Annotated in this window: 32 protein-coding genes, 3 tRNA genes and 1 other RNA gene; 17 read left to right on the top strand and 19 right to left on the bottom strand. The window is 71.4% G+C overall.

Annotation, left to right across the window (positions count from 1 at the left end; translation table 11 throughout):
- Position 1: 1 nt before the first annotated feature.
- The 3 genes from dnaG (at position 2) to GH723_RS11245 (ending at position 4,458) form a co-directional block, all read left to right on the top strand.
- On the top strand, positions 2–1,780 hold the full coding sequence (gene dnaG, locus GH723_RS11255; protein ID WP_153759732.1) for a DNA primase: 1,779 nt from the start codon (positions 2–4) through the stop codon (positions 1,778–1,780).
- Complete coding sequence (rpoD, locus tag GH723_RS11250) at positions 1,777–3,063, top strand: RNA polymerase sigma factor RpoD (protein WP_153759731.1); 1,287 nt, start codon at positions 1,777–1,779, stop codon at positions 3,061–3,063. The genes dnaG and rpoD overlap by 4 nt, the downstream gene beginning before the upstream one ends.
- 63 nt (positions 3,064–3,126) lie before the next feature.
- Positions 3,127–4,458 carry an MFS transporter gene (locus GH723_RS11245; RefSeq protein ID WP_153759730.1) on the top strand — a complete coding sequence of 444 codons (1,332 nt, stop codon included), beginning with the start codon at positions 3,127–3,129 and terminating at the stop codon, positions 4,456–4,458.
- A 4-nt stretch (positions 4,459–4,462) separates the two neighbouring features.
- On the opposite strand, the gene GH723_RS11240 is transcribed toward GH723_RS11245, so the two are convergent.
- The 4 genes from GH723_RS11240 to GH723_RS11225 all read right to left on the bottom strand — a co-directional run bounded on the left by GH723_RS11240 (position 4,463) and on the right by GH723_RS11225 (position 7,688).
- Positions 4,463–5,686 (bottom strand): NAD(P)/FAD-dependent oxidoreductase, encoded by a 1,224-nt coding sequence (locus GH723_RS11240; RefSeq protein WP_195210259.1) that lies wholly within the window; start codon positions 5,684–5,686, stop codon positions 4,463–4,465.
- A 34-nt stretch (positions 5,687–5,720) separates the two neighbouring features.
- Positions 5,721–7,409 carry a putative bifunctional diguanylate cyclase/phosphodiesterase gene (locus tag GH723_RS11235; RefSeq protein ID WP_153759728.1) on the bottom strand — a complete coding sequence of 563 codons (1,689 nt, stop codon included), beginning with the start codon at positions 7,407–7,409 and terminating at the stop codon, positions 5,721–5,723.
- A 105-nt stretch (positions 7,410–7,514) separates the two neighbouring features.
- Positions 7,515–7,587 (bottom strand) — tRNA-Ile (locus GH723_RS11230).
- 28 nt (positions 7,588–7,615) lie between these two features.
- Positions 7,616–7,688: transfer RNA gene (locus GH723_RS11225), tRNA-Asn, on the bottom strand.
- 84 nt (positions 7,689–7,772) lie between these two features.
- Between GH723_RS11225 and GH723_RS19120 the strand changes: the two genes are divergently transcribed.
- On the top strand, positions 7,773–8,642 hold the full coding sequence (locus GH723_RS19120) for a sensor domain-containing diguanylate cyclase (RefSeq protein WP_153759727.1): 870 nt from the start codon (positions 7,773–7,775) through the stop codon (positions 8,640–8,642).
- A gap of 24 nt (positions 8,643–8,666) precedes the next feature.
- Here the strand turns inward: GH723_RS19120 and GH723_RS11215 are convergent, their stop codons facing one another.
- Positions 8,667–9,227 carry a hypothetical protein gene (locus GH723_RS11215; protein ID WP_153759726.1) on the bottom strand — a complete coding sequence of 187 codons (561 nt, stop codon included), beginning with the start codon at positions 9,225–9,227 and terminating at the stop codon, positions 8,667–8,669.
- Between the two features lie 48 nt (positions 9,228–9,275).
- Between GH723_RS11215 and GH723_RS11210 the strand changes: the two genes are divergently transcribed.
- From GH723_RS11210 to GH723_RS11170, 9 genes are all read left to right on the top strand, one after another.
- Positions 9,276–10,034 (top strand): inositol monophosphatase family protein, encoded by a 759-nt coding sequence (locus GH723_RS11210; protein ID WP_195210258.1) that lies wholly within the window; start codon positions 9,276–9,278, stop codon positions 10,032–10,034.
- Between the two features lie 41 nt (positions 10,035–10,075).
- The gene (locus tag GH723_RS11205) at positions 10,076–10,597 is read left to right on the top strand and encodes an NUDIX hydrolase (RefSeq protein ID WP_195210257.1); all 522 of its coding nucleotides are present in this window, start codon (positions 10,076–10,078) and stop codon (positions 10,595–10,597) included.
- A gap of 8 nt (positions 10,598–10,605) precedes the next feature.
- A tRNA-Val gene (locus GH723_RS11200) sits at positions 10,606–10,682 on the top strand.
- 164 nt (positions 10,683–10,846) lie between these two features.
- The gene (locus tag GH723_RS11195; protein WP_153759723.1) at positions 10,847–11,350 is read left to right on the top strand and encodes a hypothetical protein; all 504 of its coding nucleotides are present in this window, start codon (positions 10,847–10,849) and stop codon (positions 11,348–11,350) included.
- Between the two features lie 125 nt (positions 11,351–11,475).
- Entirely contained in the window at positions 11,476–12,678 is a 1,203-nt protein-coding gene (locus GH723_RS11190) for a hypothetical protein (protein ID WP_153759722.1), read from the top strand.
- 19 nt (positions 12,679–12,697) lie between these two features.
- Positions 12,698–13,411 (top strand): zinc ribbon domain-containing protein, encoded by a 714-nt coding sequence (locus GH723_RS11185; RefSeq protein ID WP_153759721.1) that lies wholly within the window; start codon positions 12,698–12,700, stop codon positions 13,409–13,411.
- A gap of 1 nt (position 13,412) precedes the next feature.
- Entirely contained in the window at positions 13,413–13,895 is a 483-nt protein-coding gene (locus GH723_RS11180; RefSeq protein WP_153759720.1) for a hypothetical protein, read from the top strand.
- Positions 13,895–14,464, top strand: coding sequence for a histidine phosphatase family protein (locus GH723_RS11175; RefSeq protein WP_153759719.1), 570 nt, complete (start codon positions 13,895–13,897; stop codon positions 14,462–14,464). Before GH723_RS11180 ends, GH723_RS11175 begins: the two co-directional genes overlap by 1 nt.
- 28 nt (positions 14,465–14,492) lie before the next feature.
- Complete coding sequence (locus tag GH723_RS11170; protein WP_153759718.1) at positions 14,493–14,708, top strand: hypothetical protein; 216 nt, start codon at positions 14,493–14,495, stop codon at positions 14,706–14,708.
- Positions 14,709–14,719: 11 nt separating this feature from the next.
- On the opposite strand, the gene GH723_RS11165 is transcribed toward GH723_RS11170, so the two are convergent.
- Positions 14,720–14,977, bottom strand: coding sequence for a hypothetical protein (locus GH723_RS11165; RefSeq protein WP_153759717.1), 258 nt, complete (start codon positions 14,975–14,977; stop codon positions 14,720–14,722).
- Between the two features lie 225 nt (positions 14,978–15,202).
- Here GH723_RS11165 and GH723_RS11160 point away from each other — a divergent pair, with 225 nt between their 5' ends.
- Entirely contained in the window at positions 15,203–15,526 is a 324-nt protein-coding gene (locus tag GH723_RS11160) for a hypothetical protein (protein WP_153759716.1), read from the top strand.
- Positions 15,523–15,729 carry a hypothetical protein gene (locus GH723_RS11155; RefSeq protein WP_153759715.1) on the top strand — a complete coding sequence of 69 codons (207 nt, stop codon included), beginning with the start codon at positions 15,523–15,525 and terminating at the stop codon, positions 15,727–15,729. The genes GH723_RS11160 and GH723_RS11155 overlap by 4 nt, the downstream gene beginning before the upstream one ends.
- A 69-nt stretch (positions 15,730–15,798) precedes the next feature.
- Here the strand turns inward: GH723_RS11155 and GH723_RS11150 are convergent, their stop codons facing one another.
- The 10 genes from GH723_RS11150 to GH723_RS11105 all read right to left on the bottom strand — a co-directional run bounded on the left by GH723_RS11150 (position 15,799) and on the right by GH723_RS11105 (position 21,257).
- The gene (locus tag GH723_RS11150; protein WP_267471345.1) at positions 15,799–16,143 is read right to left on the bottom strand and encodes a type II toxin-antitoxin system PemK/MazF family toxin; all 345 of its coding nucleotides are present in this window, start codon (positions 16,141–16,143) and stop codon (positions 15,799–15,801) included.
- A gap of 16 nt (positions 16,144–16,159) precedes the next feature.
- Positions 16,160–16,456, bottom strand: a complete 297-nt coding sequence (locus GH723_RS11145) for a hypothetical protein (protein WP_153759713.1) — start codon at positions 16,454–16,456, stop codon at positions 16,160–16,162.
- 6 nt (positions 16,457–16,462) lie between these two features.
- Positions 16,463–16,792 (bottom strand): DUF3467 domain-containing protein, encoded by a 330-nt coding sequence (locus GH723_RS11140; RefSeq protein WP_153759712.1) that lies wholly within the window; start codon positions 16,790–16,792, stop codon positions 16,463–16,465.
- Positions 16,793–16,810: 18 nt separating this feature from the next.
- Positions 16,811–17,503, bottom strand: a complete 693-nt coding sequence (locus GH723_RS11135) for a 2OG-Fe(II) oxygenase (protein ID WP_153759711.1) — start codon at positions 17,501–17,503, stop codon at positions 16,811–16,813.
- Positions 17,504–17,682: 179 nt separating this feature from the next.
- Positions 17,683–18,048 carry a hypothetical protein gene (locus GH723_RS11130; protein ID WP_153759710.1) on the bottom strand — a complete coding sequence of 122 codons (366 nt, stop codon included), beginning with the start codon at positions 18,046–18,048 and terminating at the stop codon, positions 17,683–17,685.
- A 13-nt stretch (positions 18,049–18,061) separates the two neighbouring features.
- Positions 18,062–19,390 (bottom strand): phage major capsid protein, encoded by a 1,329-nt coding sequence (locus tag GH723_RS11125; protein WP_195210255.1) that lies wholly within the window; start codon positions 19,388–19,390, stop codon positions 18,062–18,064.
- A gap of 299 nt (positions 19,391–19,689) precedes the next feature.
- Positions 19,690–19,959 carry a hypothetical protein gene (locus GH723_RS11120; RefSeq protein WP_153759708.1) on the bottom strand — a complete coding sequence of 90 codons (270 nt, stop codon included), beginning with the start codon at positions 19,957–19,959 and terminating at the stop codon, positions 19,690–19,692.
- Positions 19,960–19,963: 4 nt separating this feature from the next.
- Complete coding sequence (locus tag GH723_RS11115; RefSeq protein ID WP_153759707.1) at positions 19,964–20,617, bottom strand: helix-turn-helix domain-containing protein; 654 nt, start codon at positions 20,615–20,617, stop codon at positions 19,964–19,966.
- Positions 20,614–20,817 carry a hypothetical protein gene (locus tag GH723_RS11110; RefSeq protein WP_153759706.1) on the bottom strand — a complete coding sequence of 68 codons (204 nt, stop codon included), beginning with the start codon at positions 20,815–20,817 and terminating at the stop codon, positions 20,614–20,616. Before GH723_RS11110 ends, GH723_RS11115 begins: the two co-directional genes overlap by 4 nt.
- 266 nt (positions 20,818–21,083) lie before the next feature.
- The gene (locus GH723_RS11105; RefSeq protein ID WP_153761188.1) at positions 21,084–21,257 is read right to left on the bottom strand and encodes a helix-turn-helix transcriptional regulator; all 174 of its coding nucleotides are present in this window, start codon (positions 21,255–21,257) and stop codon (positions 21,084–21,086) included.
- A 129-nt stretch (positions 21,258–21,386) separates the two neighbouring features.
- Between GH723_RS11105 and GH723_RS11100 the strand changes: the two genes are divergently transcribed.
- Complete coding sequence (locus tag GH723_RS11100; RefSeq protein WP_229022787.1) at positions 21,387–22,043, top strand: hypothetical protein; 657 nt, start codon at positions 21,387–21,389, stop codon at positions 22,041–22,043.
- On the top strand, positions 22,030–23,178 hold the full coding sequence (locus tag GH723_RS11095) for a tyrosine-type recombinase/integrase (protein WP_229022786.1): 1,149 nt from the start codon (positions 22,030–22,032) through the stop codon (positions 23,176–23,178). Before GH723_RS11100 ends, GH723_RS11095 begins: the two co-directional genes overlap by 14 nt.
- A 28-nt stretch (positions 23,179–23,206) precedes the next feature.
- On the opposite strand, the gene rnpB is transcribed toward GH723_RS11095, so the two are convergent.
- The 3 genes from rnpB to GH723_RS11080 all read right to left on the bottom strand — a co-directional run bounded on the left by rnpB (position 23,207) and on the right by GH723_RS11080 (position 25,572).
- Positions 23,207–23,573: RNase P RNA component class A (gene rnpB / locus GH723_RS11090), an RNA gene on the bottom strand.
- Between the two features lie 62 nt (positions 23,574–23,635).
- Positions 23,636–24,010, bottom strand: a complete 375-nt coding sequence (locus GH723_RS11085; RefSeq protein ID WP_153759703.1) for a plastocyanin/azurin family copper-binding protein — start codon at positions 24,008–24,010, stop codon at positions 23,636–23,638.
- Between the two features lie 119 nt (positions 24,011–24,129).
- Positions 24,130–25,572: an FGGY family carbohydrate kinase gene (locus GH723_RS11080; protein ID WP_153759702.1), complete on the bottom strand. Its 1,443-nt coding sequence runs from the start codon at positions 25,570–25,572 to the stop codon at positions 24,130–24,132.
- Positions 25,573–25,575: the final 3 nt, after the last annotated feature.

Genomic DNA, 25,575 nt, shown 5'->3' with positions numbered 1-25,575 from the left:
CGTGGGCATCGTCGACGAGGACATCGCCGCGGTCCGGGAGGCCTCGGACATCGTCGCGATCGTGTCCCAGTACACGCAGCTCAAGCGCGTCGGTCGACGGTTCACCGGGCTCTGCCCGTTCCACTCCGAGAAGTCGCCGTCGTTCTCGGTCAACGCCGAGCAGGGGCTGTACTACTGCTTCGGTTGCCAGGCCAAGGGCGACGTCATCACGTTCATCCGCGAGATCGAGCACACCGACTTCGTCGGCGCGGTCGAGACCCTCGCCGGTCGGTCGGGGGTCACGCTCCGGTACACCGACCGCGACGAGGGCGAGTCGCGCAAGCGCAAGGCCCGCCTCATCGAGGCCGTCGCCCGAGCCGTCGACTGGTACCACGAGCGGCTGAAGACCGCGCCCGACGCCGGCCCGGCCCGCAGCTACTTGCGCTCGCGGGGCTTCACCAAGGACACCGTCGAGCGCTACAAGCTCGGCTGGGCGCCCGACGACTGGGACCAGCTGGTCACCGCGCTGAAGCTGCCCGACGACGTCGTGAAGGACAGCGGGCTCGGGTTCCGCAACCGGCGCGGGCGCCAGCAGGACGCCTTCCGGGGTCGGGTCCTGTTCCCGATCTTCGACGCCGGCGGCGACCCGGTCGCGTTCGGCGGGCGCATCCTCCCCGGGGCGGAGGGGGCCAAGTACATCAACTCCCACGAGTCGCCGATCTACTCGAAGAGCCGGGCGCTCTACGGGCTCAACTGGGCCAAGGCCGAGGTCGTGCGGGCCGACGAGGTCATCATCTGCGAGGGCTACACCGACGTCATCGCCTTCGGTGAGGCCGGCCTCGGACGCGCCGTCGCCACCTGCGGGACCGCGCTCACGGAGTCCCACGTGCAGATCCTCCGCAAGTACGCCCGGCGGGTGGTGCTCGCCTTCGACGCCGACGCCGCAGGGCAGTCGGCCGCCGAGCGCTTCTACGAGTGGGAGCGGCGGTTCGAGGTCGACGTCGCCGTCGCGGCGCTGCCCCGCGGCGTCGACCCCGCCGACCTCGCACGGGAGGACCCCGCGGCGCTCGAGAAGGCCGTCGTCGACGCCAAGCCCTTCCTCGGCTTCCGCCTCGACCGGGTCCTCGGCGCCGCCGACCTGTCGACCCCCGAAGGACGTGCCCGGGGTGCGGAGGCCGCGCTGGCCGTGATCGCCGAGCACCCGAGCGCCCTCGTCCGCGACCAGTACCTCATGGCCGTCGCCGACCGCTGCCGCATCGACGTCGACCGCCTGCGCGACGGCCTGCGCAACCCCCGCCGGCGCCAGGAGCGCACTGAGGAGGCCCGTACCACCGAGGAGCGCCCGACGCGCCGGACCGCACCTCGGCGCAACACGCCGGAACTCGAGGCGCTGCGCCTCGCCGTGCACCGGCGCGACGAGATCCTCCCGCTGCTCGACCCGTGCCTCTTCGACGACGAGCTGCTCGCCGCCGCGCTCGACGCCCTCACTCGCACCGGAGACCTGCGCGCCGCTATCGCCGAGTCCGATCCCGAGACCGCCGACCTGCTCCAGCGGCTCGCGGTGGAGGAGTCCGAGGCCGATCCGATCGATGTTGTCGGTCGCCTCGTAACCGAGGCGACGCGGCGCACGATCGCAGGTTTCGACGCCGAGGCGCGCCAAGCCGGTGAGCCGCTCCTCTTCTCCGAGATCACAGGCTGGCTGAACCGGCGCATCATGGAGATGCGCGAGCCGGCAACCGAACCGGAGGCGCGAGATGCCTTGCTAGCCTGGCTGCGGCAACGGGCCATAGGGGAGCCATGACTGAGCGCACTCAACCGACCTCCCCGTGGGTCGAGGTCCCGGCTGAGGAGCTCCAGCGGCTGATCGAACGGGGCCGCTCCCACGGGACGCTCCACAGCGACGACGTCATGGCCGTGTTCAAGGACGTGGACCCCACGCCGGACAACATCGTCCGCATCCGCGACCACTTCGCCTCGTTCGGCATCACCATCGACGAGAGCGTCGACGAGCTCCACGAGGACCACGACGTCGACCACGCGCCCCCGCCGGAGGACGACGCGGCCAAGGAGCGCGCCGCGCGCATCGCGGCGCGCATCGCGGCACGTCCGACGCGTGCCATCCGCGCCCCGTCCGACACTGGCGGCGGCAGCTCCGACTCGGTGCGGCTCTACCTGAAGGAGATCGGTCGGGTCCCGCTCCTCACCGGCCCCGAGGAGGTGTCGCTCGCGAAGCGCATCGAGGCCGGCAAGTTCGCGAAGGAACGCCTCGACGCCGCCGACGACCCGGAGAACCCCGACCGCGAGGAGCTCGACGCCACCACGCGGCGCCAGCTCACCCGCACCGCCAAGGACGGCGACCGGGCCCGCGAAGCGCTCACCCAGGCCAACCTCCGCCTCGTGGTGTCGATCGCCAAGCGCTACGTCGGCCGCGGCATGCTCATCCTCGACCTCATCCAGGAGGGCAACCTCGGGCTGATGCGTGCGGTCGAGAAGTTCGACTACACCAAGGGCTTCAAGTTCTCCACCTACGCCACGTGGTGGATCCGCCAGGCCATCACCCGGGCCATCGCCGACCAGGCCCGCACCATCCGCATCCCGGTCCACATGGTCGAGTCGATCAACAAGGTCCACCGGGTGCAGCGCCAGATGCTCCAGCAGCTCGAGCGCGAGCCCACCGTCGAGGAGCTCGCCACCGAGGTCGACATGACCCCGCAGCGGGTGCGGGAGATCCTGCGCATCTCCCAGGACCCGCTCTCCCTCAACTCCCCGGTGGGGGAGGAGGACGACTCCAACCTCGGTGACTTCATCGAGGACCTCCAGGCCGACGCCCCGGCGGAGATGGCCGCCCGCCGCATGCTCAACGAGGCCGTCCTCGCCGCGCTCGAGGAGCTCAACGAGCGCGAGCAGCAGGTCGTCCGGCTCCGCTTCGGGCTCGAGGACGGCCAGGCCCGCACCCTCGAGGAGGTCGGGCGGGAGTTCGGCGTCACCCGTGAGCGCATCCGCCAGATCGAGTCGAAGACCCTGGCCAAGCTGCGCCACCCCCACCGCAGCCAGAAGCTGCGGGACTACCTCGACAGCGAGTAGGTCCACCGCGAACTAGTTAGACTCTGGAATCAATTCCGCCGTCGACGCCGGAGAGCTCCAGGCCTGACCCCCACCGACCAGGACCACCGCACGGTCGCCACCGCCGACGACGGCGAGCACGGTGGCGAGCCGGCGCCGGCCGCTCGCACCCGCCGCGACCGCATCAAGGGCCTGCGCACCTTCGACTCGCTGCGCACGCCGCGGTTCCGCGACTTCTTCCTGTCGATGCTCGGCCAGATGGCCTCGCAGAACATGCAGATGGTCGTCCGGTCCTACCTGGCGTACCTCCTGACCGGGTCCTACGCCGCGCTCGGCACCATCGCCCTGGCCAGCGCGCTGCCCGGCATCGTCTTCGCCATGGTCGGCGGCGCGATCGCCGACCGGGTCGCCCGCCGCAAGCTCGTCGTCCAGACCGGGCAGCTGGTCAACGCGGTCAACGCCTGCGCCGTCGCGATCCTGCTGCTCACCGACACCCTCACCTTCGGGCTGCTCCTCACCTCCGCGGTGGTGCAGGGCACGTCGATGGCCCTGATGATGCCGTCGCGCCAGTCGCTCCTGCCGTCGCTCATCCCGCGCGAGCAGCTGATGAACGCGGTGGCGCTCAACTCCGCCGGCATGAACACCATGCGCCTGTTCGCCCCGGCGCTCGGCGGGTTCCTGTTCGAGTGGGCCGGCGCGGCGTGGGTCTACTTCCTCATGAGCGGGCTGTACCTCTTCGCCTCGCTCTTCCTCCTGCGGGTCCCCGAGGAGCCGAGGGAGATCCAGGCCGCGGGCTCGATCTCCGGCGAGGTCCGGGCCGGGTTCGCCAACATCACCGGCGGGCTGGCGTACATCGTGCGCGACCCGATCATCGGGCCGCTGATGGGCATCAACATCCTCGTCGTCCTCACCGCGATGCCCTACATGTTCCTGCTCGGCGGCTTCGTGCAGGACGTGTTCGACGCCGGCGCCGACTCGCTCGGGTTGCTCCAGAGCGTCTCGGGCATCGGCGCGCTCACCGGGGCGCTCGTCATCGCATCCCTCCCGGCCCGCCGGCGGGGAGCCGGCTTCCTGCTCGGCTCCGCCTTCCAGGGCCTGATGCTCCTGCTCGCCTTCACCCTGTCGACGTCGGTCTGGATGATGGCGGGGTTCATGCTCGCCATGGGCCTCGGCCAGTCCGCCCGCCAGTCGCTGTCGAACGTGCTCGTCCAGTCCTACGTCGAGGAGGAGTACCGGGGTCGGGTGATGAGCGTCTACATGCTGCAGTTCAGCCTCTCGCAGCTCGGCGCGTTCCTCACCGGGCTCCTGGCCGCGACCATCGGCCCGCGCGCTGCGCTGGGGCTCACCTCGGCCGCGCTCGTCACGCTCGCCCTCGGCGCGTTCGCGTTCATCCCGCGGCTGCGGAACCTGGAGTAGCCGCTCAGCGGGCGGCGCGGGTGCGGCGCAGCAGCGGGTCGGCTGTCGCCAGCGCCCGATCGGCGAGCCGCAGGACCCGTCCCGCGGCCCCCGGGGTCTCGGAGTCGACCAGGTTGCCCATGACCGCGAGCGTGATGTCGGCCGCGACCTGGGTGCCGACGGCCACCCGCAGGCCGTTGCGGAGGATCCACGGGTGGCCGATGAGGAAGCTGAACCGGCGGCCGGTGCGGAGGAACGCGTCGAAGCGCTCGCCGATCTCGGCGTCGTAGCGGGCCGGTGCCGTCGCCGGCGACTCGAGGTGCAGGTCGGCGGCGAGGATGCCGGACTCCAGGCCGTAGTCGATGCCCTCGCCGTTCATCGGGTTGACGAGCCCGGCGGCGTCGCCGACCGCCAGCCAGCCGGGGCCGTGGCGGTGCTGGGCCGACATCGGCAGGCGCCACGCTCGCGGCCGCTCGAGCGGCTCGCCGATGTCCCACGACTCGCGCACCATCTGGCTGTAGGAGTCGAGCAGGCGGTTGAGGTTGAGCCGCGTGAAGCCCTTCATGGTCGACAGGGCGCCGACGCCGATGTTCACGGTGCCGTCGCCGGCGGGGAACATCCAGCCGTAGCCGGGCACGGCGACGCCGTGGTCGTCGGTGAGGGTGAGGCACGCCTCGAGGTGGCGGTCGTCGTGGCGGGGCGAGGGGACGTAGGTGCGGATGGCCAGACCGAACGGCTCGTCGGCCATCCGGTCGGCCCCGAGCAGCCGGGCCGCCGCGCCCGGCGCCCCGGCGGCGAGGATCACGAGGTCGGCGTCCCACCGGCGGCCGTCGGCGGCCTCGACGCCGGTGACCCGGCCCGAGTCGTCGAGGACCGGGGTCGCGGCGGTCTCCCACAGGATCTCGGCGCCGGCCTCCTGCGCCGCGTCGGCCAGGTGGGCGTCGAGGCGGCGGCGAGGGAGGACCGCGCCGTGGTCGGGGAAGCGGCTCGTCGTCGGCCAGGCGAGCTCGCGGGTCGTGCGGCCGGCGATCATGCGCAGGCCGTCGATGCGGTGCGCCTCCTCCGGCTCGACCTTCAGCTCCCGCAGGGCCCCGACGGCCCGCGGGGTGAGCCCGTCACCGCAGACCTTGTCCCGGCCGTACGGTCCCTTCTCGAACACCACGACCCGGGCGCCGCCGCGGGCGGCCCTGATCGCGGCCGCGCACCCGGCGGGACCGGCTCCGATGATGGCGATGTCACGGCGCTCCACCGGACCAGCCTGCCCGATCGGAGCGCCGTTGCCGCTACGCGCCGAGGATCTGCGCCATCGGCGCCGGTCGACCGAAGTGCCACCCCTGGCCGAGCTGGCACCCGAGCTCGTCGAGGGCCGCCGCTTGCTCCTCGGTCTCGATGCCCTCGGCGACGGTCACGATCGAGAGCGAGTCGGCCAGGTGCAGCACCGCCTCGACCACCGCCCGGTCGCCCGAGCGCTCGAGCACCGCGCTGGTGAACGTGCGGTCGATCTTCAGGTACTCGGGCCGGAAGCGGGTCAGGTACGACAGCGACGAGTAGCCGGTGCCGAAGTCGTCGATCGCGACGGTCGCACCGAGGTCCCGCAGGGGACGCAGGGCCAGGTCGACGCCGGCTGGATCCTTCAGGATGCTGTGCTCGGTGATCTCGATGCAGAGGCGCGAGGCGTCGATCTCGACCGCGTCGAGCGCGCGTCGCACCTGCGGTGCGAAGTCGGGGTGCTGGAGCTCCTCGGCGGCGGCGTTGAGCGCGATCCACGACCCGTGTCCGGCCGTGCGCAGCTCACGCAGCCCCTGGGCGACCCCGGCGACGACGTGGCGGCCGAGCATCGGCATCAGACCTGCATCGCCGGCGATGGGGAGGAACCGGTCGGGCGGCACGTTCGAGCCGTCGGGCAGGGTCCAGCGCACGAGGGCCTCGAACCCGACCGTCGCGCGGGTCGCCAGCTCGACCTCGGGTTGCAGGTGGACGGTCAGACCCGCCCCCGTGGCGAGGGAGTGGCGCAGGTCGGCCTCGATGCGCAGCCGGTCGGAGGCCCGCTGGCGCAGCTCGGCGTCGAAGATCACCCACCCCGAGCGTCCCGCCTCCTTGGCGCTGTACATGGCGGCGTCGGCGTTGCTGAGGATCTCGTCGCGGGCCAGGTCGCCGTCGATCGTGACCACGCCGGTGGAGACCGACACGTGGAGGGCGTGCCCGCCCACGTGGATCGGGTCGTCGAGCACGTCGCGGATGCGACCGGCGAGCGCGGCGGCGTCGTCATCGGAGGCGAGGTCCTCGGTGAGGACGACGAACTCGTCGCCGCCGAAGCGGGCGACGGTGTCGGTCTCGCGCAGGCAGGACCGCAGCCGGCGGGCGACGACCACGAGGAGCTGGTCGCCCACGCCGTGGCCGAGCGCGTCGTTCACCACCTTGAACCGGTCGAGGTCGCAGAACAGCACGGCGGCGCGCGAGCCGGTGCGGTGGGCGCGGCGGATCGCCTGGTCGATGCGGTCGGCGAGGAGGTGGCGGTTCGGGAGGCCGGTGAGCGGGTCGTGGAGCGTGTTGTGGGCGAGCTGCGCCTCGGCGCGTCGACGCTTCTCCTCGTGCAGGGTGGCGCTCTCGGCCGCCTGCACCTCGTCGGTCACGTCGCGCGCCGTCACCACGACGACGTCGTCGCGGCTGCGGGCGTAGGAGACGCGGCACTCGAGCCACGCCCAGCCGCCCTGGGCCCGGGCCACGCGAAAGCGGTCCGGCCGCAGCGCCACGCCCGGCTCGAACGTGCCCTGGAACGCACCCTTGACGCGCTCGAGGTCCTCCGGGTGGATCATCTCGAACGCCGAGCGGGTGCGGAACAGCTCGGGAGGCCAACCGAGGACGCGCTCGACCGAGGGGGTCATGTACTCGGCGGTGCCGTCGTCGGACACCAGCATGATGATGTCGGCCGAGTTGTCGAGGACGAACTCGAGGGTCTCGCCGTGATCCATCAGGGGGGCTCCACTCGCACGGTGCCCGGGCGGGTGACCCGGGTCGCCGTGCAGATCGGCCGTGACGACCGCCAACTGAGGATCCGGCCAGCGGAGGATGCGGCGTGGGCCAGGCAGGGATCGAACCTGCGACCGAGCGATTATGAGTCGCCTGCTCTGACCACTGAGCTACTGGCCCCCGGGCCTGCGGCCCTGTGATCCGAAAGCTCCGGGGGTGGGGCTCGAACCCACGACCCACTGATTAACAGTCAGTTGCTCTGCCAGCTGAGCTACCCCGGAATGTCCGGGCGAGGATAGCAGCGCCGACCGACGTCGCCGTCAGCGTGGCGCGCCGGCGGACGTCCCCGGTGGCAGACTGCGGCCGTGACCGGCGAGGACGACGTCGAGCGGCTCCGGGCCCTCGTCGCCGCGATCCCCGACCCGGTGTACCGGGTGCGCGCCGACGGCACCTTCGTCAGCGTGGAGGTGCCCGACGACCACCCCACCGCGGTCGACCAGAGCACGATTCCCGGCCAGCGCGTCCAGGACGTGATGCCCCGCCGCCAGGCGGCCGTCGTCATGGCCGGCATCGTCGAGGCACTGCGATCGGGCGGCCTCGTGGCGGTCGAGTACGGCCTCGTCGTCGACGGCGAGGATCGGCACTGGGAGGCCCGCCTCGTGCCTGCAGGGGGTGATGTGTACGCCATCGTCCGCGAGGTCACCGACCTGCGGCGGCGCGAGGCGGCGGCGATCGACGCCGCCCGCACCGACGCGCTCACCGGACTGCCCACCCGCGGGGTCCTCGTCGAGCGCGTCGGCGGGCTCCTCGACCTCCCGATGGGCGACGCACCGCCGCTCGCCGTCCTCTTCTGCGACCTCGACGGGTTCAAGGCGGTGAACGACGGCTTCGGCCACCCCACCGGCGACCGGGTCCTCGCCGCGGCCGCGGCGCGCATCGTCCACGTCGTCCGCGACACGGACCTGGTGGTGCGCGTCGGCGGCGACGAGATCGCCGTCGCCCTCGTCGGCGTCGATCACGACGTGGTCGCACGGGTCGCCGAGCGGCTGGTCGCCGAGGTGTCGGCCCCCTACGTCGTCGACGGCCACGAGCACCGCATCGGACTGAGCATCGGCGTTGCCGTCCACCCCGACGACGCGGCCGACGTCGACGGCCTCATGGCCGCCGCCGACGCGGCGATGTACCGGGTGAAGCAGCGGGGTGGGGGAGGGATCGCCTGGGCGACCGGGCGCTGACGTCGGGCACCGCCCGGAGCGGGCTCAGTCGTCGAGCCAGACCGGCGCGCGGTCGAGCAGGAACCGGCTGACGTCGAGACAGCGGTCGAGCACGTCGCAGAGCTGCTCCTGGCCCATGAAGATCCGGGCGAGGGAGACCTCGATGCGTCCGACGATGCTGAGCGACCGCTCCGTCGCCTCGGTGACCGACGCCGTCGAGTCGATGGCCGAGACCTCGAGCGGCAGGTCGGGGCCGCCCACCCCCGCCAGCTCGGTGGCGAGGAGCAGGAGGTCGGGACCCTTCGGCAGCGGGGGCAGGGCCCACGTGAAGAGCAGGGGGAAGAACCACGCGTCGGGCGGCTCGTCGGTCTCGGGCAGGTCGAGCACGGCGTCCTCGAAGCCGAGCAGGGTGCGGGGGTCGACCTCGAGCGCCAGGTGCAGGTCGAGCGGGCCGCCGCAGGCCTCCTCGGGGTGCAGGTCGACCTCCCAGGCCTGCCGGAGGGAGTAGGTCTCGACGAAGTGGCGCTCGTCGTGCACGTGGAACCCGTGGTCGACCGCGTGGTCCTTCAGGTCGGCGACGAAGACAGGGACGTCGATGGCTGCCACGGGGCCAAGACTGCCAGGCGAGGAGGGGGCTCGGCTACCGTCGCCCTCGTGCCCGGCCCTCCGCGCTCCGTCGACGGCCTGCTCGACGTCCTCCACGCCGCCGTCGACGCCGTGGCCGACGTGCTGGGCGATCTCGACGACTGGGGCCTCGCCGGCACCCGGCCCGGTCAGCACCGGTCCGACCTGCGGGCCGACGCCGTGGCGGTCGACCTGTTCGTCGGCGCCGGGCTCGGCGTGCTGAGCGAGGAGAGCGGGCGCCACCACCCCGAGCGACCCGTCACCGTCGTCGTCGATCCCTTGGACGGGTCGACCAACGCCCACCGGGGCATCCCGTGGTTCGCGTCGAGCGTCTGCGCCGTCGACGCCGACGGGCCCCTCGCCGCGGTCGTGCTCGACCTGCCGCGCCGCCACCGCTACGTGGCGTCGCGGGGCGGCGGCGCCCGGCGGGACGGGACGCCCATCCGCCCCTCGGCGGTCACGGCCGCCGCCGACGCCGTCGTGGGGTTGTCCGGGCTCCCACCCCGACACCTCGGGTGGAGCCAGTTCCGCGCCCTCGGTGCGGCGGCGCTCGACCTGTGCGCGGTGGCCGACGGCACGATCGACGCCTTCGTCGACTGCAGCGTCGACGCCCACGGCAGCTGGGACTACCTCGGTGGCCTCCTCGTCTGCCACGAGGCCGGGGCCGTGGTGGCCGACGCCCACGGGCGCGACCTCGTCGCGCTCGACCACGCCGCTCGCCGCACGCCACTCGCCGCCGCCACGCCCGACCTCCTCGACGAGCTCACCGCCCGGCGCAACCAGGCGTGAACCGCGGAGGGGGCTGCCCGCAGCGCTCGTAGGCTCCCCTGGTGCCTCCGGTCCTCCACCGCCTCCTGCTCGGCGCCTTCGCCAAGCTGCCCCGTCCCGTGCGGCGCCGGCTCGTCCGCTGGGGCGCGCCGTCCTACACGGTCGGCGCCATCTGCGTCATCCGGCGGCAGGACGGTCGCGTCCTGCTCATCCGCCAGCGGTACCGGCAACGTTGGGGGCTCCCCGGCGGGCTCCTCTCGAGGGGCGAGGACCCGGCCGACGCCGCCCGCCGCGAGGTCGCCGAGGAGGTCGGGCTCGACGTGGAGCTGATCGGCCCGCCGGTCGTCGTGGTCGACCCGGGTCCGCAGCGGGTCGACGTGGTCTACGCCGCGGTGCCCGCCCCGGGCTGCGACCCCGACACGGCCCGGCCCACGTCGCCCGAGGTCGTCGACGCCCGCTGGTTCGCGCCCGATGCGATGGACGACGTGCAGCACGAGACCGCGTCGGCCCTCGCCGTGCTCGCCGAGCGCCAGGGAGCCGGTCCCGAGTCGACCGGCTCGGCCGAGGCCGCAGGGTTAGGCTGACCCGCCCCGGGCGCTTAGCTCAGCTGGCGAGAGCACCTCCCTTACAAGGAGGGGGTCGGGGGTTCGAGTCCCTCAGCGCCCACCACCTGGGCCCGCGTGTCGCGCAGCCCATCGGTTGCATGTGACGCGTGACCGCCCGGTCTACGTCGTACGACGCGTCCCGACGTGGGTCGCCCGACCCAGTTCTGTGACCGATGCCTCCGCCGCGGGGGTTGCCCCGTGGCGGGCCGGTCGGGTCGACTCGACGCCATGACGATCCGCCGCCTCGCCACCGCCCTCACGTCCGTCGTCGCCCTCACCCTCGTCGCCACCGCCTGCGGTGACGACCCTGCCGACGGCGTCGGCTCGGGCACCTCGGAGAGCACCCTGCCGAGCTCCGACGGCGCGCCGACCGGATCGGGCTCGCTGACGCTCGCCGGCACCGACTACCCGTTCGACGCCGACGTCTGCGCCCTCACCCCGGTCAACCACATCGCGCGGGACTACGAGATCTACGTCCACGGCACCGGGGAGCACCAGGGCGACGCCTACGAGGTCGAGGTCACCCGCTCCACCAGCGCGTCCGGCAACTCGATCGAGTCGATCAGCATCGCCTTCGGCGACGGCGAGCTCGCCGGTGGCACGAACACCATCGCCACCGCCGAGGACGCCGTGCTCGAGGTGTCGAGCTCGCTCCTGGTCGGCGAGATGGAGTTCATCGGCACCGACGACATCACGATCGGCACGGGTGCCGTCAGCGTCACCTGCTCCTGATGCCCCACCCGTCCGGGTGAGGGGGTTCGTCCCCGCCGTCGGGTCCTCAAGGATCGGCGGGCGGGGCCGATGAACATGGAGAGGAGCCGCGCCGTCGGATGCGGCCGGATGCGACGGGGAGGTCGGTGAACGCCCAGCGCGCTCGCACAGGGCAGGGCCTGACGGCGGTCGGTGCGGCCGCGCTCGTCGCCGCGCTCGTGATCGTCTCGTTGACGACGACGGTCCTCTCCGGATCCGCCGCTCGGGACGCCACGCCCGACCTCGTCGGCATCGACGCCGCCCACACCGCCCTCGTCGACGCCCTCGCGGCCGAGGTGCCGTCGCTGCTCGCGCCGGGGACGATCACCGAGCCGACCGCTCGCGCCGTCGCCGAGCGGATGGTGCGCGACAGCAACTTCGTCGATGGCTCGCGCGACGCCGTCGAGGATGCCCACCGCACGTGGCGCGCTGGCGGTGGCCTCCGTGTGACCGTCCCGTCGGAGGTGCTCAGCCCGGTGGCGGTCGCGGCGCTCCGCGACGTGGACCTCGACCTCGCCCGCGCCCTTCCGGCCCGGCCCACCCTCGCCGAGGTCAGCATCGACCTCGAGGTGACCGACGCCGGCGTCCCCCGCGACCTCCGCTCCACCGGCGTGGTCGTCGGCGTGGTCGGCCTGCTGATGCTCGTCGCCGGCGGCATCCTCGATCCGCGCACCGACCGTGCTCTGCGCCGGACGGCCGGGGCGCTCGGCGCCGGCGCCGCGATCCTCGCCGCTCTCGTGGCCGTCGCCACTCTCGTCGACCTCTCCGCGCGTGACGTCGCCGTCCCGGCGGCGGTGGCCATGGTGGCCGTGAGCGGCACCACCCTCCTCCTCGTCGCCCTGGCTGCCGTGCTCGTCGCCGCGTTCACCGTCGCCACGGCCAGCCAGGTGACGCCGCTCGTCGACCAGCGCGAGCGACGCCGGGTGCGCCGCATGGCCGGCCCGCCCCCTGCCTCCTCCGGCACCCAGGGGCCCCGCCGTCGTGGTCGCGCCGTCCGCCAGCAGGCGATCGACGCGTTCTTCGAGGGCGAGCAGGAGGACGCGCCGACGGCGCCCGAGCCGCCCGAGGTCGTCGACCTCGGCCACCGGGAGACGCCCCTCGTCGCCTACCGAGGTGACGGGTTCGACGAGGCCATCGCCGCGGTCGACGCCGACCCCGGCGGCGGCACGACCGCCCGCTCCACCAGCGACGACGATGACGACGACGGCGAGGGCGGCACGTCCGCCGACGCCGCGGCCGCCGACCGGCGCGAGGCGCTCGAGCGGATCGACGGATCGCGCGGCCGGCTCCGCACCCACCTGCCTCGCTGATCTGGCAGGCTGGGCGGGCGTGAGCGTCCTCGACCACCTCCTCGACCTCCAGCAGCACGACACCACCGCGGACCAGCTCCGCCACCGCCGGGCCACCCTGCCCGAGCGGGACGCGCTCGGCGCGCTCGACGAGCGAGCCCGTGACCTCCAGGCGCGCCGCGCCGGCGTCGAGGGCACCCGTCACGACCTCGCCCGTGAGCAGGCGCGGCTGGAGGACGAGATCGCGTCGTTGGAGGAGAAGCGCACGCAGGTCGACCGGCAGCTCTACGGCGGGTCCGTCACCGCGCCGCGCGAGCTGCAGGCGCTGCAGGACGAGATCGCCGCCCTCGGCCGCCGCCAGAGCGACCTCGAGGACGAGCTGCTCGAGGTGCTCACGGCGCTCGAACCGGTCGACGAGGACCTCGGCCGACTCGACGCCGAGCGCACGGAGATCGACGGCGAGCGGACCCGCCTCGAGGCCGATCTGGCCTCTGCCGAGGCGGACGTCGACGCCGAGCTGTCGAGCGTCCAGGCCGAGCGCGACGAGCTGGCATCGACGATCCCTGCGCCCCAGCTGGAGGAGTACGAGCAGGCCCGGCGCCGGCTCGGTGGCATCGCGGTGGCCCGACTCGTCGGCACCAGCTGCGGCGGCTGCCACCTCACGCTGTCGGCGGTCGAGATCGACCGCATCAAGAAGCTGCCGGCGGACCAACCGGCGATCTGCGAGGAGTGCGGGCGGCTCCTCGTCCACTGAGGTGCTGCTCTGGTTCGTCGGCGTCGGCTTCGTCGCCGTCGTCCTCGTGTTCAAGAGCCCGGCGCTCGACTACCGGCTCGTGGCGGCAGGCAGCGTCCTCCCGCTGGTCGAGGTGATCCCCGGCTGGCCACCGCTCCTGCACACGCTCCTCGGCGCCGTCGCGGTCCTGGCGCTGACGATGCTGCTCACGCGGGGGCGGCGCCTCGCTCGGCGACGCTGGCTCGGCCTCGCGATCGGCGTGTTCGTGCACATCGTGCTCGACGGGGCGTGGACGAACACCGAGCTGTTCTGGTGGCCGGCGTTCGGCCTCGACCTGCCCGACCCTGCGCTGCCCACCTTCGGGCGTGGTGTCGCCGGTCTCCTGCTGGAGGTGCTCGGAGCGCTCGCGCTCGTGTGGTCGTGGCGGCAGTTCCGACTCGACGACCCGGAGCGGCGGGACCTCCTCCTGCGCCACGGGCGGCTCGACCGGGACCTGGTGCCCTGATGCTCGTCGTCGTCCGCCACGGTCGCACCGCCGACAACGCCGCCGGGCTCCTGCTCGGCCGGGCCGACCCGGACATCGACGCGGTGGGGGAGGAGCAGGCGACGGCGCTCGCCGCCTGGATCGGTCCAGTGGACCGTGTCGTGTCGAGCCCGTTGCTCCGAGCCCGCCGCACCGCGGAGGCGTTCGGTCTCGAAGTCGAGGTCGACGAGCGCTGGATCGAGCTCGACTACGGCGAGCTCGACCGTCGGCCTCCGACCGAGATCGCCGCCGAGGTGTGGTCCCACTGGCGGCACGACCCCGACTGGGCGCCGCCCGGTGGGGAGTCGATGCGCTCGCTGGACGTCCGGGTGGCCGCCGCCGCCGACGAGCTCCTCCCCGAGGCGGCGACGGCCACGATCGTCGTCGTCACCCACGTGTCGCCGATCAAGTCCGTGCTGTCGTGGGCCGTCGGTGGCATCCCTCAGGTGGGCTTCCGGACCCGCGTCGGCCAACCGTCGGTGACCCGCATCGCGGTGGGGCGCGACGGCCCGGTCCTGCACTCGTTCAACGAGTCGCCGCCGAACGGGTGATGTCGACCGCCGACGGTACGCTCCGGCGATGACGACCGAGCACCGGCTCCAGAGCGACGGCAGCACGACGGCGGAGACCGTCGACCCCGCTGTGTCGGCCGTGGAGTCCTACGTCGACGGCGCGACCGGCGGCCAGGGGAGCGCGGACAGCGGCGGTGCCGTGCTGCTCGTCGGCTTCCTGCTGGTGCTCGTGGCCGTCCTCGTCGTCGTGGTGCGACGGGTGCGCAGGATGCGCCAGCTCTGAGGGGCCGCTCGTCAGTCGGTGGTGGCGGGGGGCGAGGACGGCGACTCGGCCGGCGCGCTCTCGCGGAGGGTCTCCACGAAGGCGCTGCCGGCGCTCACCGCGGCCCGCCCGATGCGACGTCCCACCTCGGTGCCGGCCACGCCGCCGACGACGGCGCCCACGAACGGCGCCATGGGGATCGGCACGCGGCCGAGGATGCGGGCCCCGGCGAGTGCCCCGGCGACGCCGCCGCTGATCTTGCCTGCCGTCTCGGAGTCGTTCTCGTCCACCGTGCCTCCCGCGTCGTGGTGCGGCGCAGGCTACCCGAGGTGGTGACGGTGAGTCGGCCTGTAGGCGGGGAACCGTCGAGCTCGTCACGCTGACCAGGGGAAACGCGACGAAACCGCTTCTGACCTGCGGTTTCGTGTTCTCAACTGTTCACGCTGGATCTCACGAGTTCTGGGCCTCTTGTGTCCGTCCCGTGTCCGGCGTGTGTCCCGAAAGGACCCACCACCATGACCAGTACCAACGACCAGATCACCGACCACTTGATCCCCGGCTTCGGCGGCTTCGATCCCGAGGGGCTCCCCCTCTGGGAGCGCGATGAGCTGGACGAGGCTCTGAGCGCCTTCCTGAGCGACGTGCAGGCGTCGGCCGGCTTCTACGCGGCGGGGGCGTTCGAGGAGGCTCTGCACTTCCTCACGTCGAAGGCCGACCCGAACAACGACGGCACGGTCCATCGGGAGCGGTTCGTCACGTTCCTCGTGCGGCTCGCGGATCGGGAGCAGGCGCGAGCAGAGGCGCTCCGGCGGGCAGCGGCGGGGGAGGTCGTCCGATGACGGCGCACGGCCCCACGCTCGACGAACGAATCGACGCCCTCGAGGCACAGGTGGACAGGATCGTGGAGTCGCTGCGCCACCTGCTCGACCACCTGGTCGAACGAGGCGGGCCGTTCGTCGACGGCGACATGCTGTGGCAGGCGATCGACGCGAAGGACGAGCGCGACAAGGTGGGCGTGTTCGCGGAGGGCTGGGACGGCTAGCGAGCGGCCCGCTGACGGCTTCTGAGCGTCCCCCGGTGCCTGCCGGGGGACGTCTCGCGTCCCGGCCGACTACAGCAAGTCGAGTCCGACGGCGATTGCCTCGGCAACTCGCTCCATCATCTGCTCATCGAAGGTGCGCACGTGCTGTGCACCGATGAGACGCTCCTCCGGGATCGTGTAGACCCAGCGCCCGTCGATCACGGCGTCACGGTCGGATCCGTCCGCTTCACCGAACCGAACCTCGAACGGCCGTGTGGGCTTTCCCTGGCGCCGATCAGTCGATGCCAGAACCACAGCGCAGCGACCGGCCTGGCGTCGCAGCTCCACGACGTGCTTCTTCCTCATAGTGGTGGAACCCGGGTTCGACTGATCGGGCAGTTCGACGTCGGCCACCCACACATCGCCCCTAGCCATCACTCACGAGCGGTGACTAGCTCTCATCCATGGCAAGAGCTTCTGACTGCCATGGCCACATCTCATCCGCGTCCATCGGATCTTCGTCGTCATCGTCGAGGGGCCCACCCTCGTCGATAAGCACACCACGGCCGTACGCTCGCCGCCGGATCGCCTCAATGCGTGACGCTCCCGGGAGGGTATCGAGACGGTGCGCGAGGCGATCGAGATCAGCCATGACATCGACGATCTGGGCTTTCGTCAGGTGAAGCTCCACATCGCGGTAGGCAACGTGCTCCATCTTCTGCTCATCGTGCGTCGCTGTATCGCTCATCTCTACCTACTCCTCCTCGTCGCCCGAAGGCGGGTAGAGGGGCCCGTCCGGCGGGGGCGGGGTGATTGGTCCGTACTTCTCCTCGTACCTGCGAACGTTGTCGGCGATTGCCTTCGCTAGGTTGAAGATCTGGCTGGCGGGGAGTTTGACCCTAGCGACGATCGGCGTCGGGGCGATGGGGCGACCTGTCTCGGGATCCACACTCACCTGGCCAACGACGCCGAAGTCGAGCGTGAAGTCGATCGGCGTGTGCCACACGCTGACCAGGTTCGAGTAGACGCCCGTTTCCATCTCGCCGGGAAGGCGGAACTGAAACTGCATGCGCTGCTCGGTCACACGCGGGACGGTACAGGATCATGCGACCAGTCGCTCTCCGCTCCCAGTTTTCCGGCGTTCGCTGCCAGATGCCGGTGGACGATCGGCGCCGCGGGGTGAGCGTCCGAGGAAGCAGACGATCGAGATCCTGGTGCCGCGGGTGACGGGGGTGACGCGGTGCAGGCGGTGGGAGTCGATGGCGATCACGGTGCCGATGTCTCGCGGGGCGGTGAGCACGGTGCCGGCGTCGTCTTTGATCTGGAGGTCGCCTCCGTCGTAGCTGTCGCCGTCGGAGCACTGGATCATGACGCTGAGGATGCGGCCGCGCATCTCCTCGGCTTGCCACTGGTGCATGCGTCCGCTGCGGATCAGGAGAGCGAGCTGTCCGTCGGTCAGGGCGACGTCGGCGTCGAAGTGCCAGCCGAGCTCGCCGCTGTCGGTCGGGTACTCGAGCACCTTGCCGTAGATGAAGTTCGCCTCGTGGAGTGGGGCGCCCAAGAGGGGGGCGGCGCGAACGGCGGGATGAGAGACCGCTGCGTAGACCATCTCTGCGGCGGCGCCGTCGAGGTCTGCCACTGGTCGGCCGTCGTGTTGTTCTGACGGTGTCCGCTCTCCGGCTGCGTCGACGAAGGCCCTACAGAGGTCGGGGTCGATCCATTGGATGACGGCGGGGGCGGTCTCGACGGAGGCGCCCTCGGTCCGTTCGGTGTCGTCGGTCGTGGTCTGTTCCAACGTGCCTGCCCCTTTCGGGCGTCGATGGGGGGGGTGGTCCCCCGCTGCGCCCCCAGGAGGACGACGCAGCGGAGGACCGGTGCCGACCGGACTGGCCGATGAGGACCCAGACCCCTCAGTCCGGTGGCGTGTGACCCGGGGGGCGCCACGAGCACGAGAACGTCCCCGGGTCAGTCCTGTCAGGTGGTGACGGCCTTGGCGATGAAGCTGACCGAGACCGGGGTGACCGTGCCGCCGGCCACGGTGGTGAGGGCTCGGACGTAGCGGGTGGTCACGTCGGGGACGTTGAGCTCGTACACCGTGGTGCCCTGCGCCCCTCCGGCCGCCTGGATGGTGCCGTAGGACACCGAGCCGTCCCCGGAGGCGGTGCCGCCCTGGACGTGCACGACCACGGTGCCCGCCGAGATCGCACCGACGGCGGCCACGGCCTTGAACGACGGTTCGTAGTACGGGGAGAAGTCGAGCCCGGCGCCGGTGACGGTTCCGGGGGTGGCAACGGTGCCGATGATGCCGGGGAGTGCGGTCCCCTCGTTGATCTGTCGCATGTGTTCAGCCTCCTCAGCTGGCGCGGACGTCGGTCGCGATGGACACGGCGCCGGGGTTGATGACGGCGAACCCGTAGCGGCAGGTCGCTCGCAGGGCGATGACGTCACGGTCGAACGCGACATCGCGGGAGATCTCGACCCGTGGGGCTCGACGGACGCCGATGACCAGCTGGGAGCCGTCGACCAGTCCGACCCAGGAGCCGGCACCTGCGCCTTCGGTGAGGGTGATCTGGCTCGAGGTGCGGACCGAGTAGCCGAGCAGCGACCGTGCGGCGGTCTGGGGGTTCGGGTTGAGAAGCGTCGTCTCGTCGCCGGAGATGCCGGTCTTGATGAGCCCGAGCGTGTACCAGCTGCGGGGGTGCATGACCCACGCGGCCGAGCCGAGGTCGGCGTTTGCGGCGTCGAGCTCGTACTCGACCTCCTTCAGCTTGGCGAACGAGGTCGGGACAGCGGCGACCGAGGTCGTGTTGATGCCGGGCCAGTTGCGGATCCCGACCACGCCACCTGCGCCGGTGCCGCCGAGCATGTCGGCGTCGACCTTGCGAGCCAGGCCGTCGAGCATGTTCTGGCCGATCACGTCGAGGGCGTCGGCGCTGAAGTCCTCCTCGAGCTCGGTCGAGAGCTCGGTGTACACGAAGTACTTCTTGGCGGTCAGCGTCACCGAGTCGAGGTCAGGATCGGTGGCGGTGAGGGTGCTGTTCTCCGCGGCCGTGTCGGCGTCGGACTCGTCGATCCGCGGGAAGCGGAGCTTGTCCGAGTCCATCGGCACCTGACGGACGCCGGGAAGGCCCATCACCACCGAGCGGGCCCGGAGGGTGCGCTGAACGGGACCGAACTGGATCGGGACGCCCTGGCCGAAGTCGCCACCTTCGGTTGCGGTGTTGCGGATCTCGAGATCGACCGTTGCGGTGGTGCCACGGCCGGCGAGGACGTGCTCAACGCCCTCGGCGATCTCGCGGCCGACCCGGGAGGCGCTCGAAGCCGACATGTGCGTACCAGACGTGCCGAGCCGGTCGTAGACCTTGGCGGCGGCCTGCTCGCGGCGCTCACGCTGCGCCTGGCGGTCCTCGAAGTCCTGCATGACCACGTCGCTGCGATCGATCACCGCATCAGCGAGCGCCTTGAGCTTGTCGAGCTCACGCTGCTCGGAAGCGAGCAGACCCCCCGAGCCGCGTCCCTCGCGGGCAGCTGCGGAGATCGACTTGTCGGTGCTGTCCTTGATCGTGTCGGCCAGCTCGTTCAACACGCTGTCGAGGGCCCCGGAGCGGACCTGCTCGACGGTGGGAAGGTTGGAAGGGCCCCACGCACTGAAGCGCGGGTGGGGGGTGACGTACTGGGGCATTGCGTACTCCTCATGACGAAGGAACGAACAGCCACGAGGTACGCAAAGGAGAGCCCATAACGGGACTCGATCCTGCGAAGCCGAGCTGCGGAGCATCACCCGGCGGGAAACCTCTGTGACTACCAGACAGGCCGGCGGAGCCTTGGCACCTGTCGCGTCCCTGCGGAGCAGCAGACGCCGTCAGAATACCAGGCCGCCCCGGCGCGGGATAGCACCCCGCCCCGGTGAATCGCCTCACACACATGCGAGGACTGCGGGGGTCTTCGGGGGGTGGGTCGTCCTGAAAAACTCGGCCCTTCTCACACATGGATGAGCGATCCGTCCGGACCTGCGAGGTAGCCGAGTCGTGCACCGTCGAGGTGCATCACCTCGAGCACGCCGTCAGCGGTGGTGATGCACACCACCACCTCGATCGGGTGACCTGGCGAGTCCTTCACGATGATGCGAGGGAACACACGCCCCTCCCTCGTTGCTGCCTCTGCCTGTGCCTTGAGGTCGGCAGGGAGCTCGCTCACGTAGTGCTCCCATGCCTCGGCCAGCTGGGGGGTGATGTTGTGATGGGCGTTCATGGGGTTACCTCCCCCGGGGGGTGTCTTGCGGGTAAGGGGCGGGGTTGAAGTCGTCGGAGGTCCATCGCTCGCTCAACTCGTTGAGCGCCATGTTCTGAACCTTCAACTGATCCTTCACTTCTCCTTTGTCCGCAGCTGCTTCGGGACTCGATGCAGCTAGTTCGGGACTCACGGAAGGAGGTTCGGGACTCGATGCAGGAGGTTCGGGACTCAGATGCTTCGAGGTGCTTCGGCGCTCTGCGTCAGTCCCGCACGAGGTTCGGGACTGAGTGCCGCAGGCAGTTCGGGACTCAGCGCTTCGGTACGGCGGCCAGCACAACGTGATGACCTGCGACTGCCGACGCGAGATCGTCGTGCGTTCGATCCAGCCGTCGGCCTCGAGGTTGGCGAGGATCTCCCACACCGCACGCTCCGAGAGTCCGCTGTCCCGTGCGAGGGTCTCTTGGCTCGGCCAGCACGTCGCGTCGCTCTTGCCCACGACGTAGGTGAAGAGCACGAAGCACAACGTCTTGTGCGATGAGCGCAGAACCGCCTTCGGAGCCTTGCGGACGAGGATCGCCCACTTCGTGCGGTCGAGCATCGCGTCGTGCTGCGACTCGGTGAAGAAGTCGTCGTACTCCTCGGGCATCCCGTAGTCGTCGATCGGGAGGGCGGTCACAGCGCACCGTCCACGATCCGCCACACGACCGCCTGCGCCCCTCGACGCGTCGGCCGCGTGAGCAGCGTCGGCACGATCAGGCCCTCGTCGACGAGATCCTTCCGACGACGTCCCAGGCTGGGCCCGTGCTCACCCTCGGCTAGCTCGGCCATCTCGTCATCCGTGAGACCGTCGGGGTGCTGGCGGTGCAACTCGAGCACGACCTCGCGGAGCCTCGATCGGCTCGCCGTGCGCCCGGCAGCAACGCTCGTGTCGTGATCGTCACGACGGTGCACCCGAGGCGGGGAGCCGGGGAGCACCAGCTGCCCGGGAATCTGGTTGCATCCTGGGTGACGCACGCGAAACGGGGCGATCTGCGTGGTCGATGGGTGCCCGCAGACATCACACAACGGTGTTACGCTTCGGGAGCGAACGACCGGGCCAGGTGCGTTCAGGAAGGCGCCTCCATCGGAGGCGCTTTCCCGCGTCACGACGCCGCGTCGTGCCGGCACCCGTCGAGCCAGGCATCGACGTCGGAGCGTCGGTAGCGGACGTGGCCGCCGAGCTTGAGGTAGCTCGGGCCCATCCCCAGGTAGCGCCACTGGGCCAGCGTCTTCACGGGGACGTGGATCTCTGCGGAGAGCTCCGGGGCTGTGAGCACGTCGTCTTCCACGTTCTGCGCCTTTCGGGATTCGTCCTTGACGATCCCCACGGTGCCGGTCACACTGTGGACTGGTCTACTGGATGGGAGGTTGTTCACAGAGTGACTGGCGAACGACTTGGCGACTGGGTGAAGCGGGAGGACGGGTGGTATCGCGATCGGGTGTCGACGGGCCCGTACTTGATCGACTGGACAGCTAAATGGGCGATTCGACGACCACCGGACTTCCAGGGCGAGTGGACGGGCTATGACGGTCCGACGACGATGACTGCGACCTTCGAAACGGAAACACTGCCCGGATGGCGAGTTGAGATCGAGTACCGGTTGTCATCGGGAGCCATCCGTCCCGTCAGGACGGTGACGACCGCCGTTGCCGATGACCCCGACCCCGGCCCCCTTTACAGAGCCCTGGGCGGCCGGCGTCTGGACGTGCAGTTGGAGCGCGAGTTTCGCCAGGACATGGTGCAGATGATGCTTCCGGCTGACTGGAAGGGAGCAGCGTTCAAGCGCCGACAAGTCGGGCGTCGACCTCTGTCGGACGCCGAACTGGTCGAGCACTGTCTGACCTATCTCGCGTTCTGTGAAAGCGACCCGGACCGTCCTACGAAGGCATGGTCGGAGTCAGAGTCATGGCTCTCCTACGACACGGTGCAGGGATGGCTGAGGGCGGCTGAGCGGCGCGGGTTGTTCTCGCGAGCGGGGCATGGGAAGGCGGGCGGAATGCTCACCGCAAAGGCGCGAGAGATCATGGAAGTGCTCAAGGAGCAGAGTCGTGGCGAGCATTGACGTCTACGGACCCGACGGCACGCGGCTGCCTGCCGGGGTCGGCCGGGTGCCGAAGGGGAGCCGGTACCAGGTGCGCTACCGGACGCCGGAGGGCGCCAGCCGAAAGCGCATGTTCACTCGGAAGGTCGACGCCGAGCAGTTTCTCGTCTCGGTCGAGCACAGAAAGCTGACGGGGGAGTACGTCGACGCCTCAGCGGGCCGTCGCACTGTCCGCGACTACGCCGAGGCATGGCGGGCTGCTCAGGTGCAGCATCGTCCGACGACGGCCGCACAGGTCGAGACGCACCTACGCCGGCACGTCTACCCGATCCTCGGTGACCGTCCGATCGGTGCGGTGCGCCGGAGCGAGATCCAAGGGTGGGTGCGCAACCGGTCGACCGAGCTCGCCCCGTCGACCCTCGGTGTCGTCTACGGCTACCTCGCCGCAGTGTTCCGGGCTGCGGTAGACGATCAGGTGATCGCCCGGACACCCTGCACCCGGATCAACCTGCCGAAGCGCACACGGCCCCGCGTGGTTCCGCTCGAGGTCGCCCAGGTCGACGCGATCTGTGAGGCGCTGCCCGATCGGTACCAGGCGCTCGTGACCCTCGCTGCGGCGACTGGACTGCGTCAGGGTGAGGCGTTCGGCCTGACCGTCGATCGGGTCGACTTCCTCCGGCGAACGGTCCGAGTCGATCGCCAGCTCGTGCTCATGCCCGGCGCCGGCCCGCACCTCGCGGAACCGAAGACGCCCGCATCGCACCGGATGATCCCGCTACCAGCGGTCGCGGGTGACGCCCTGGCGGCGCACCTCGCTGTGTTCCCCGCGGGCCCGGAGGGGTTCGTCTTCACGAACGATCGAGGCGAGCCGATCCGGCGTACGCGATTCTCCGACGTGTGGCGGCGAGCGGTCGCCCGGGCCGGCGTCGAGGGCGTCACGTTCCACGATCTCCGGCACTTCTACGCCTCGCTTCTCATCCGGCATGGCGAGTCGGTCAAGGTCGTGCAGGAGCGGCTAGGGCACGCCTCGCCGGTCGAGACGTTGGAGACCTACGCCCACCTCTGGCCCGACTCCGACGACCGCACGAGGTCCGCAGTCGACTCCGTGCTCGGGGCCCCGCGTGTCCCGGTCGTGTCCGAGGGAGGCGTCATGTAGGCGTTTGCCCTGGTCAGCCTTGGTGGTGACGGTGAGTCGGCCTGTAGGCGGGGTTCTGTCCACGGGCCCGTTGCCGGGATCCCGATGGGTGGCCATCCATCTGTGCGGCCTACCCGTGGGCTGCCCCTCTCGGGGCGGACGGGCCGCCCGTACCCACGTCTGGCCTTGCTCCGGGTGGGGTTTACCTAGCCGCCCGGGTCACCCCGGGCGCTGGTGCGCTCTTACCGCACCGTTTCACCCTTGCCTGTGCCCGATCGCTCGGGCCATCGGCGGTCTGTTCTCTGTGGCACTGTCCTGCGAGTCACCTCGACTGGCCGCGAGCCAGCACCCTGCCCTGCGGAGCCCCGACCTTCCTCGACCCGGTCATGCCGAGCCGCGGCCACCCAGCCGACTCACCGTCGCCCCCAGTCTGCCCGGTCGGACCGCCGCCGACCACACGGGCCGCCGGCGCCGGCGCTCACTCGACGACGATCGTCCCCGTCATGCTCTCGTGGTTGGAGCACCAGTACTCGTAGGTGCCGGGCTCCTCGAAGGTGTGCGTCCAGCCACGACCGCTGCGGATGATCGAGGAGTCGAAGCCCTCGCCGGTGACGGTGTGGGGCGCCGCCCCTTCGTTGACCCACGTGACCGTGGAGCCGGCGGTGGTGGTGAACTCGGGATCCTCGTAGGCGAAGTTCACGATCGTCACGTCGGCCGGTCCGACCTCGACCTCCTCGGAGTCCGCGCCAGCCGCGTCCCCGCCTCCGTTCCCGCCACCGCCACACGCCGCCACGAGCAGCGAGGTCACCGCCAGGGTGGACGCTCCGAGCGCCCGGTGCATCGTCTTCGACATCCGACTCCCCCGAATCCGAGTCTTGCGGCCGACGCCGAGCGCCGACCGATGCCACCAGTCGGTGACATGAGTCACACACTAGTCGTGTCGCTCGTCACACCGTGTGCGCGGCGCCCGTATCAGAACGACATGCCCGACAGGTCGGGGTGCCATCGCAGCGACCGCTCGACGGCGTCGCGCCAGCGGTCCCGATCGAGGTCCCGCGCCGGCTCGATGACGGCGCGTGGCCGCCACAGGTCGGCGATCTCGCCCTCGTCGGCGAGGAGGCCGATGCCGAGCGCGGCGAGGAAACCGGCGCCGATCGTCGTGGCCTCGAGCACCGGTGACAGCTCGATCGGGCGCCCGCACGCGTCGGCCAAGGCCTGCACGAAGGTGGGGTTGGCGCTCATCCCGCCGTCGACCCGGAGGGACTCGATCGGTGCGCCGGCATCGGTGGACGCCGCGTCGACCAGGTCCGCCCCGAGGTGGGCCACGCCGTCGAGGACGGCGCGCACCAGGTGCGCCCGCGTGGTGCCTCGCGTGACGCCGAGCAGCGTGCCGCGCGCCCCGTAGTCCCACTGGGGGGTGCCCAGGCCCAGCAGGGCGGGGACGAACACGACACCATCGGTGTCCTCGCACGCGGCGGCGACCTCGTGGGAGTCCTCGGCCCGCTCGATGATCCCGAGGTCGTCGCGCAGCCACTCGACGTTCGATCCCGCGGCGAGGGCGATCGCCTCGAGCCCCCACCAGGTGCGACCGGCGCGCCGCCCGGCGACGAGGGGGAACGTCCCGCCGTCCCCCCGGGACTCGAACGCGGGACGCTCCTCGCCGACGAGGAGGTCGAGCATCGCCCCCGTGCCGAAGGTGATCTTCGCCATGCCGGGGCGGACGCAGCTCTGCCCGATGAGCGAGGCCTGCTGGTCGCCGGCGATGCCCGCGAGCGGCGGCGCGCCGTCGAACACGCTCGCCGCACCGACCACCCCCGCGGAGTCGACCACCTCGGGGAGCGCCGCGCGCGGGATCCGCAGCCGGTCGAGGACGGCGTCGTCCCAGTCGGTGGCGTCCGGCGTCATGAGCCCGGTGACCGAGGCGTTCGTGATGTCCGTGACGTGGGCTGCGCCCCCGGTGAGCACCCAGGCGAGCCACGAGTCGACGGTGCCGAAGAGGAGACCCTGCGTCCGATCGGGGTCGACGGCGTCGAGGATGGCGGCGAGCTTGGTCGCCGAGTGGTTGGGTGCGAGTCGGAACCCGTCGGCCTGCAACGCCAGGCACTCGCCGACCGTGCGCAGGTCCTGCCACCCGATCGCCGGGGCGACGGGGCGGCCGGTGGCCGGGTCCCACACGACGGTCGACGCCCGCTGGTTGGCGATGCCGACGGCCTCGACCGGTCCGGCCTCGGCCAGCACGCCACGGGCGAGGTCGATCGACACGTCGGCCATCTCGGCGGCGTCGAACTCGACGAGGCCGGGGAACGGCGTGTCGGGGAGCAGCGACCGGCGGCGCTCGACGGTCACCGCGCCGCTCGGCGCCACCACGGCGGCGCGCACGCCGCTCGTCCCCACGTCGATCACCAGCACGCTCATCGG

The organism is Actinomarinicola tropica (assembly GCF_009650215.1).
Classification (GTDB): domain Bacteria; phylum Actinomycetota; class Acidimicrobiia; order Acidimicrobiales; family SKKL01; genus Actinomarinicola; species Actinomarinicola tropica.
This window is presented reverse-complemented; position numbering and strand designations above follow the sequence as displayed.

Excerpts from the sequence above, each read along its gene's own strand:
- rpoD (WP_153759731.1), top strand. The coding sequence starts at position 1,777 with ATGACTGAGCGCACTCAACCGACCTCCCCGTGGGTCGAGGTCCCGGCT.
- GH723_RS11235 (WP_153759728.1), bottom strand. The coding sequence starts at position 7,409 with ATGGATCACGGCGAGACCCTCGAGTTCGTCCTCGACAACTCGGCCGAC.
- GH723_RS11195 (WP_153759723.1), top strand. The coding sequence starts at position 10,847 with ATGACGATCCGCCGCCTCGCCACCGCCCTCACGTCCGTCGTCGCCCTC.
- GH723_RS11175 (WP_153759719.1), top strand. The coding sequence starts at position 13,895 with ATGCTCGTCGTCGTCCGCCACGGTCGCACCGCCGACAACGCCGCCGGG.
- GH723_RS11170 (WP_153759718.1), top strand. The coding sequence starts at position 14,493 with ATGACGACCGAGCACCGGCTCCAGAGCGACGGCAGCACGACGGCGGAG.
- GH723_RS11160 (WP_153759716.1), top strand. The coding sequence starts at position 15,203 with ATGACCAGTACCAACGACCAGATCACCGACCACTTGATCCCCGGCTTC.
- GH723_RS11155 (WP_153759715.1), top strand. The coding sequence starts at position 15,523 with ATGACGGCGCACGGCCCCACGCTCGACGAACGAATCGACGCCCTCGAG.
- GH723_RS11150 (WP_267471345.1), bottom strand. The coding sequence starts at position 16,143 with ATGGCTAGGGGCGATGTGTGGGTGGCCGACGTCGAACTGCCCGATCAG.
- GH723_RS11145 (WP_153759713.1), bottom strand. The coding sequence starts at position 16,456 with ATGAGCGATACAGCGACGCACGATGAGCAGAAGATGGAGCACGTTGCC.
- GH723_RS11130 (WP_153759710.1), bottom strand. The coding sequence starts at position 18,048 with ATGCGACAGATCAACGAGGGGACCGCACTCCCCGGCATCATCGGCACC.
- GH723_RS11125 (WP_195210255.1), bottom strand. The coding sequence starts at position 19,390 with ATGCCCCAGTACGTCACCCCCCACCCGCGCTTCAGTGCGTGGGGCCCT.
- GH723_RS11120 (WP_153759708.1), bottom strand. The coding sequence starts at position 19,959 with ATGAACGCCCATCACAACATCACCCCCCAGCTGGCCGAGGCATGGGAG.
- GH723_RS11085 (WP_153759703.1), bottom strand. The coding sequence starts at position 24,010 with ATGTCGAAGACGATGCACCGGGCGCTCGGAGCGTCCACCCTGGCGGTG.
- GH723_RS11080 (WP_153759702.1), bottom strand. The coding sequence starts at position 25,572 with ATGAGCGTGCTGGTGATCGACGTGGGGACGAGCGGCGTGCGCGCCGCC.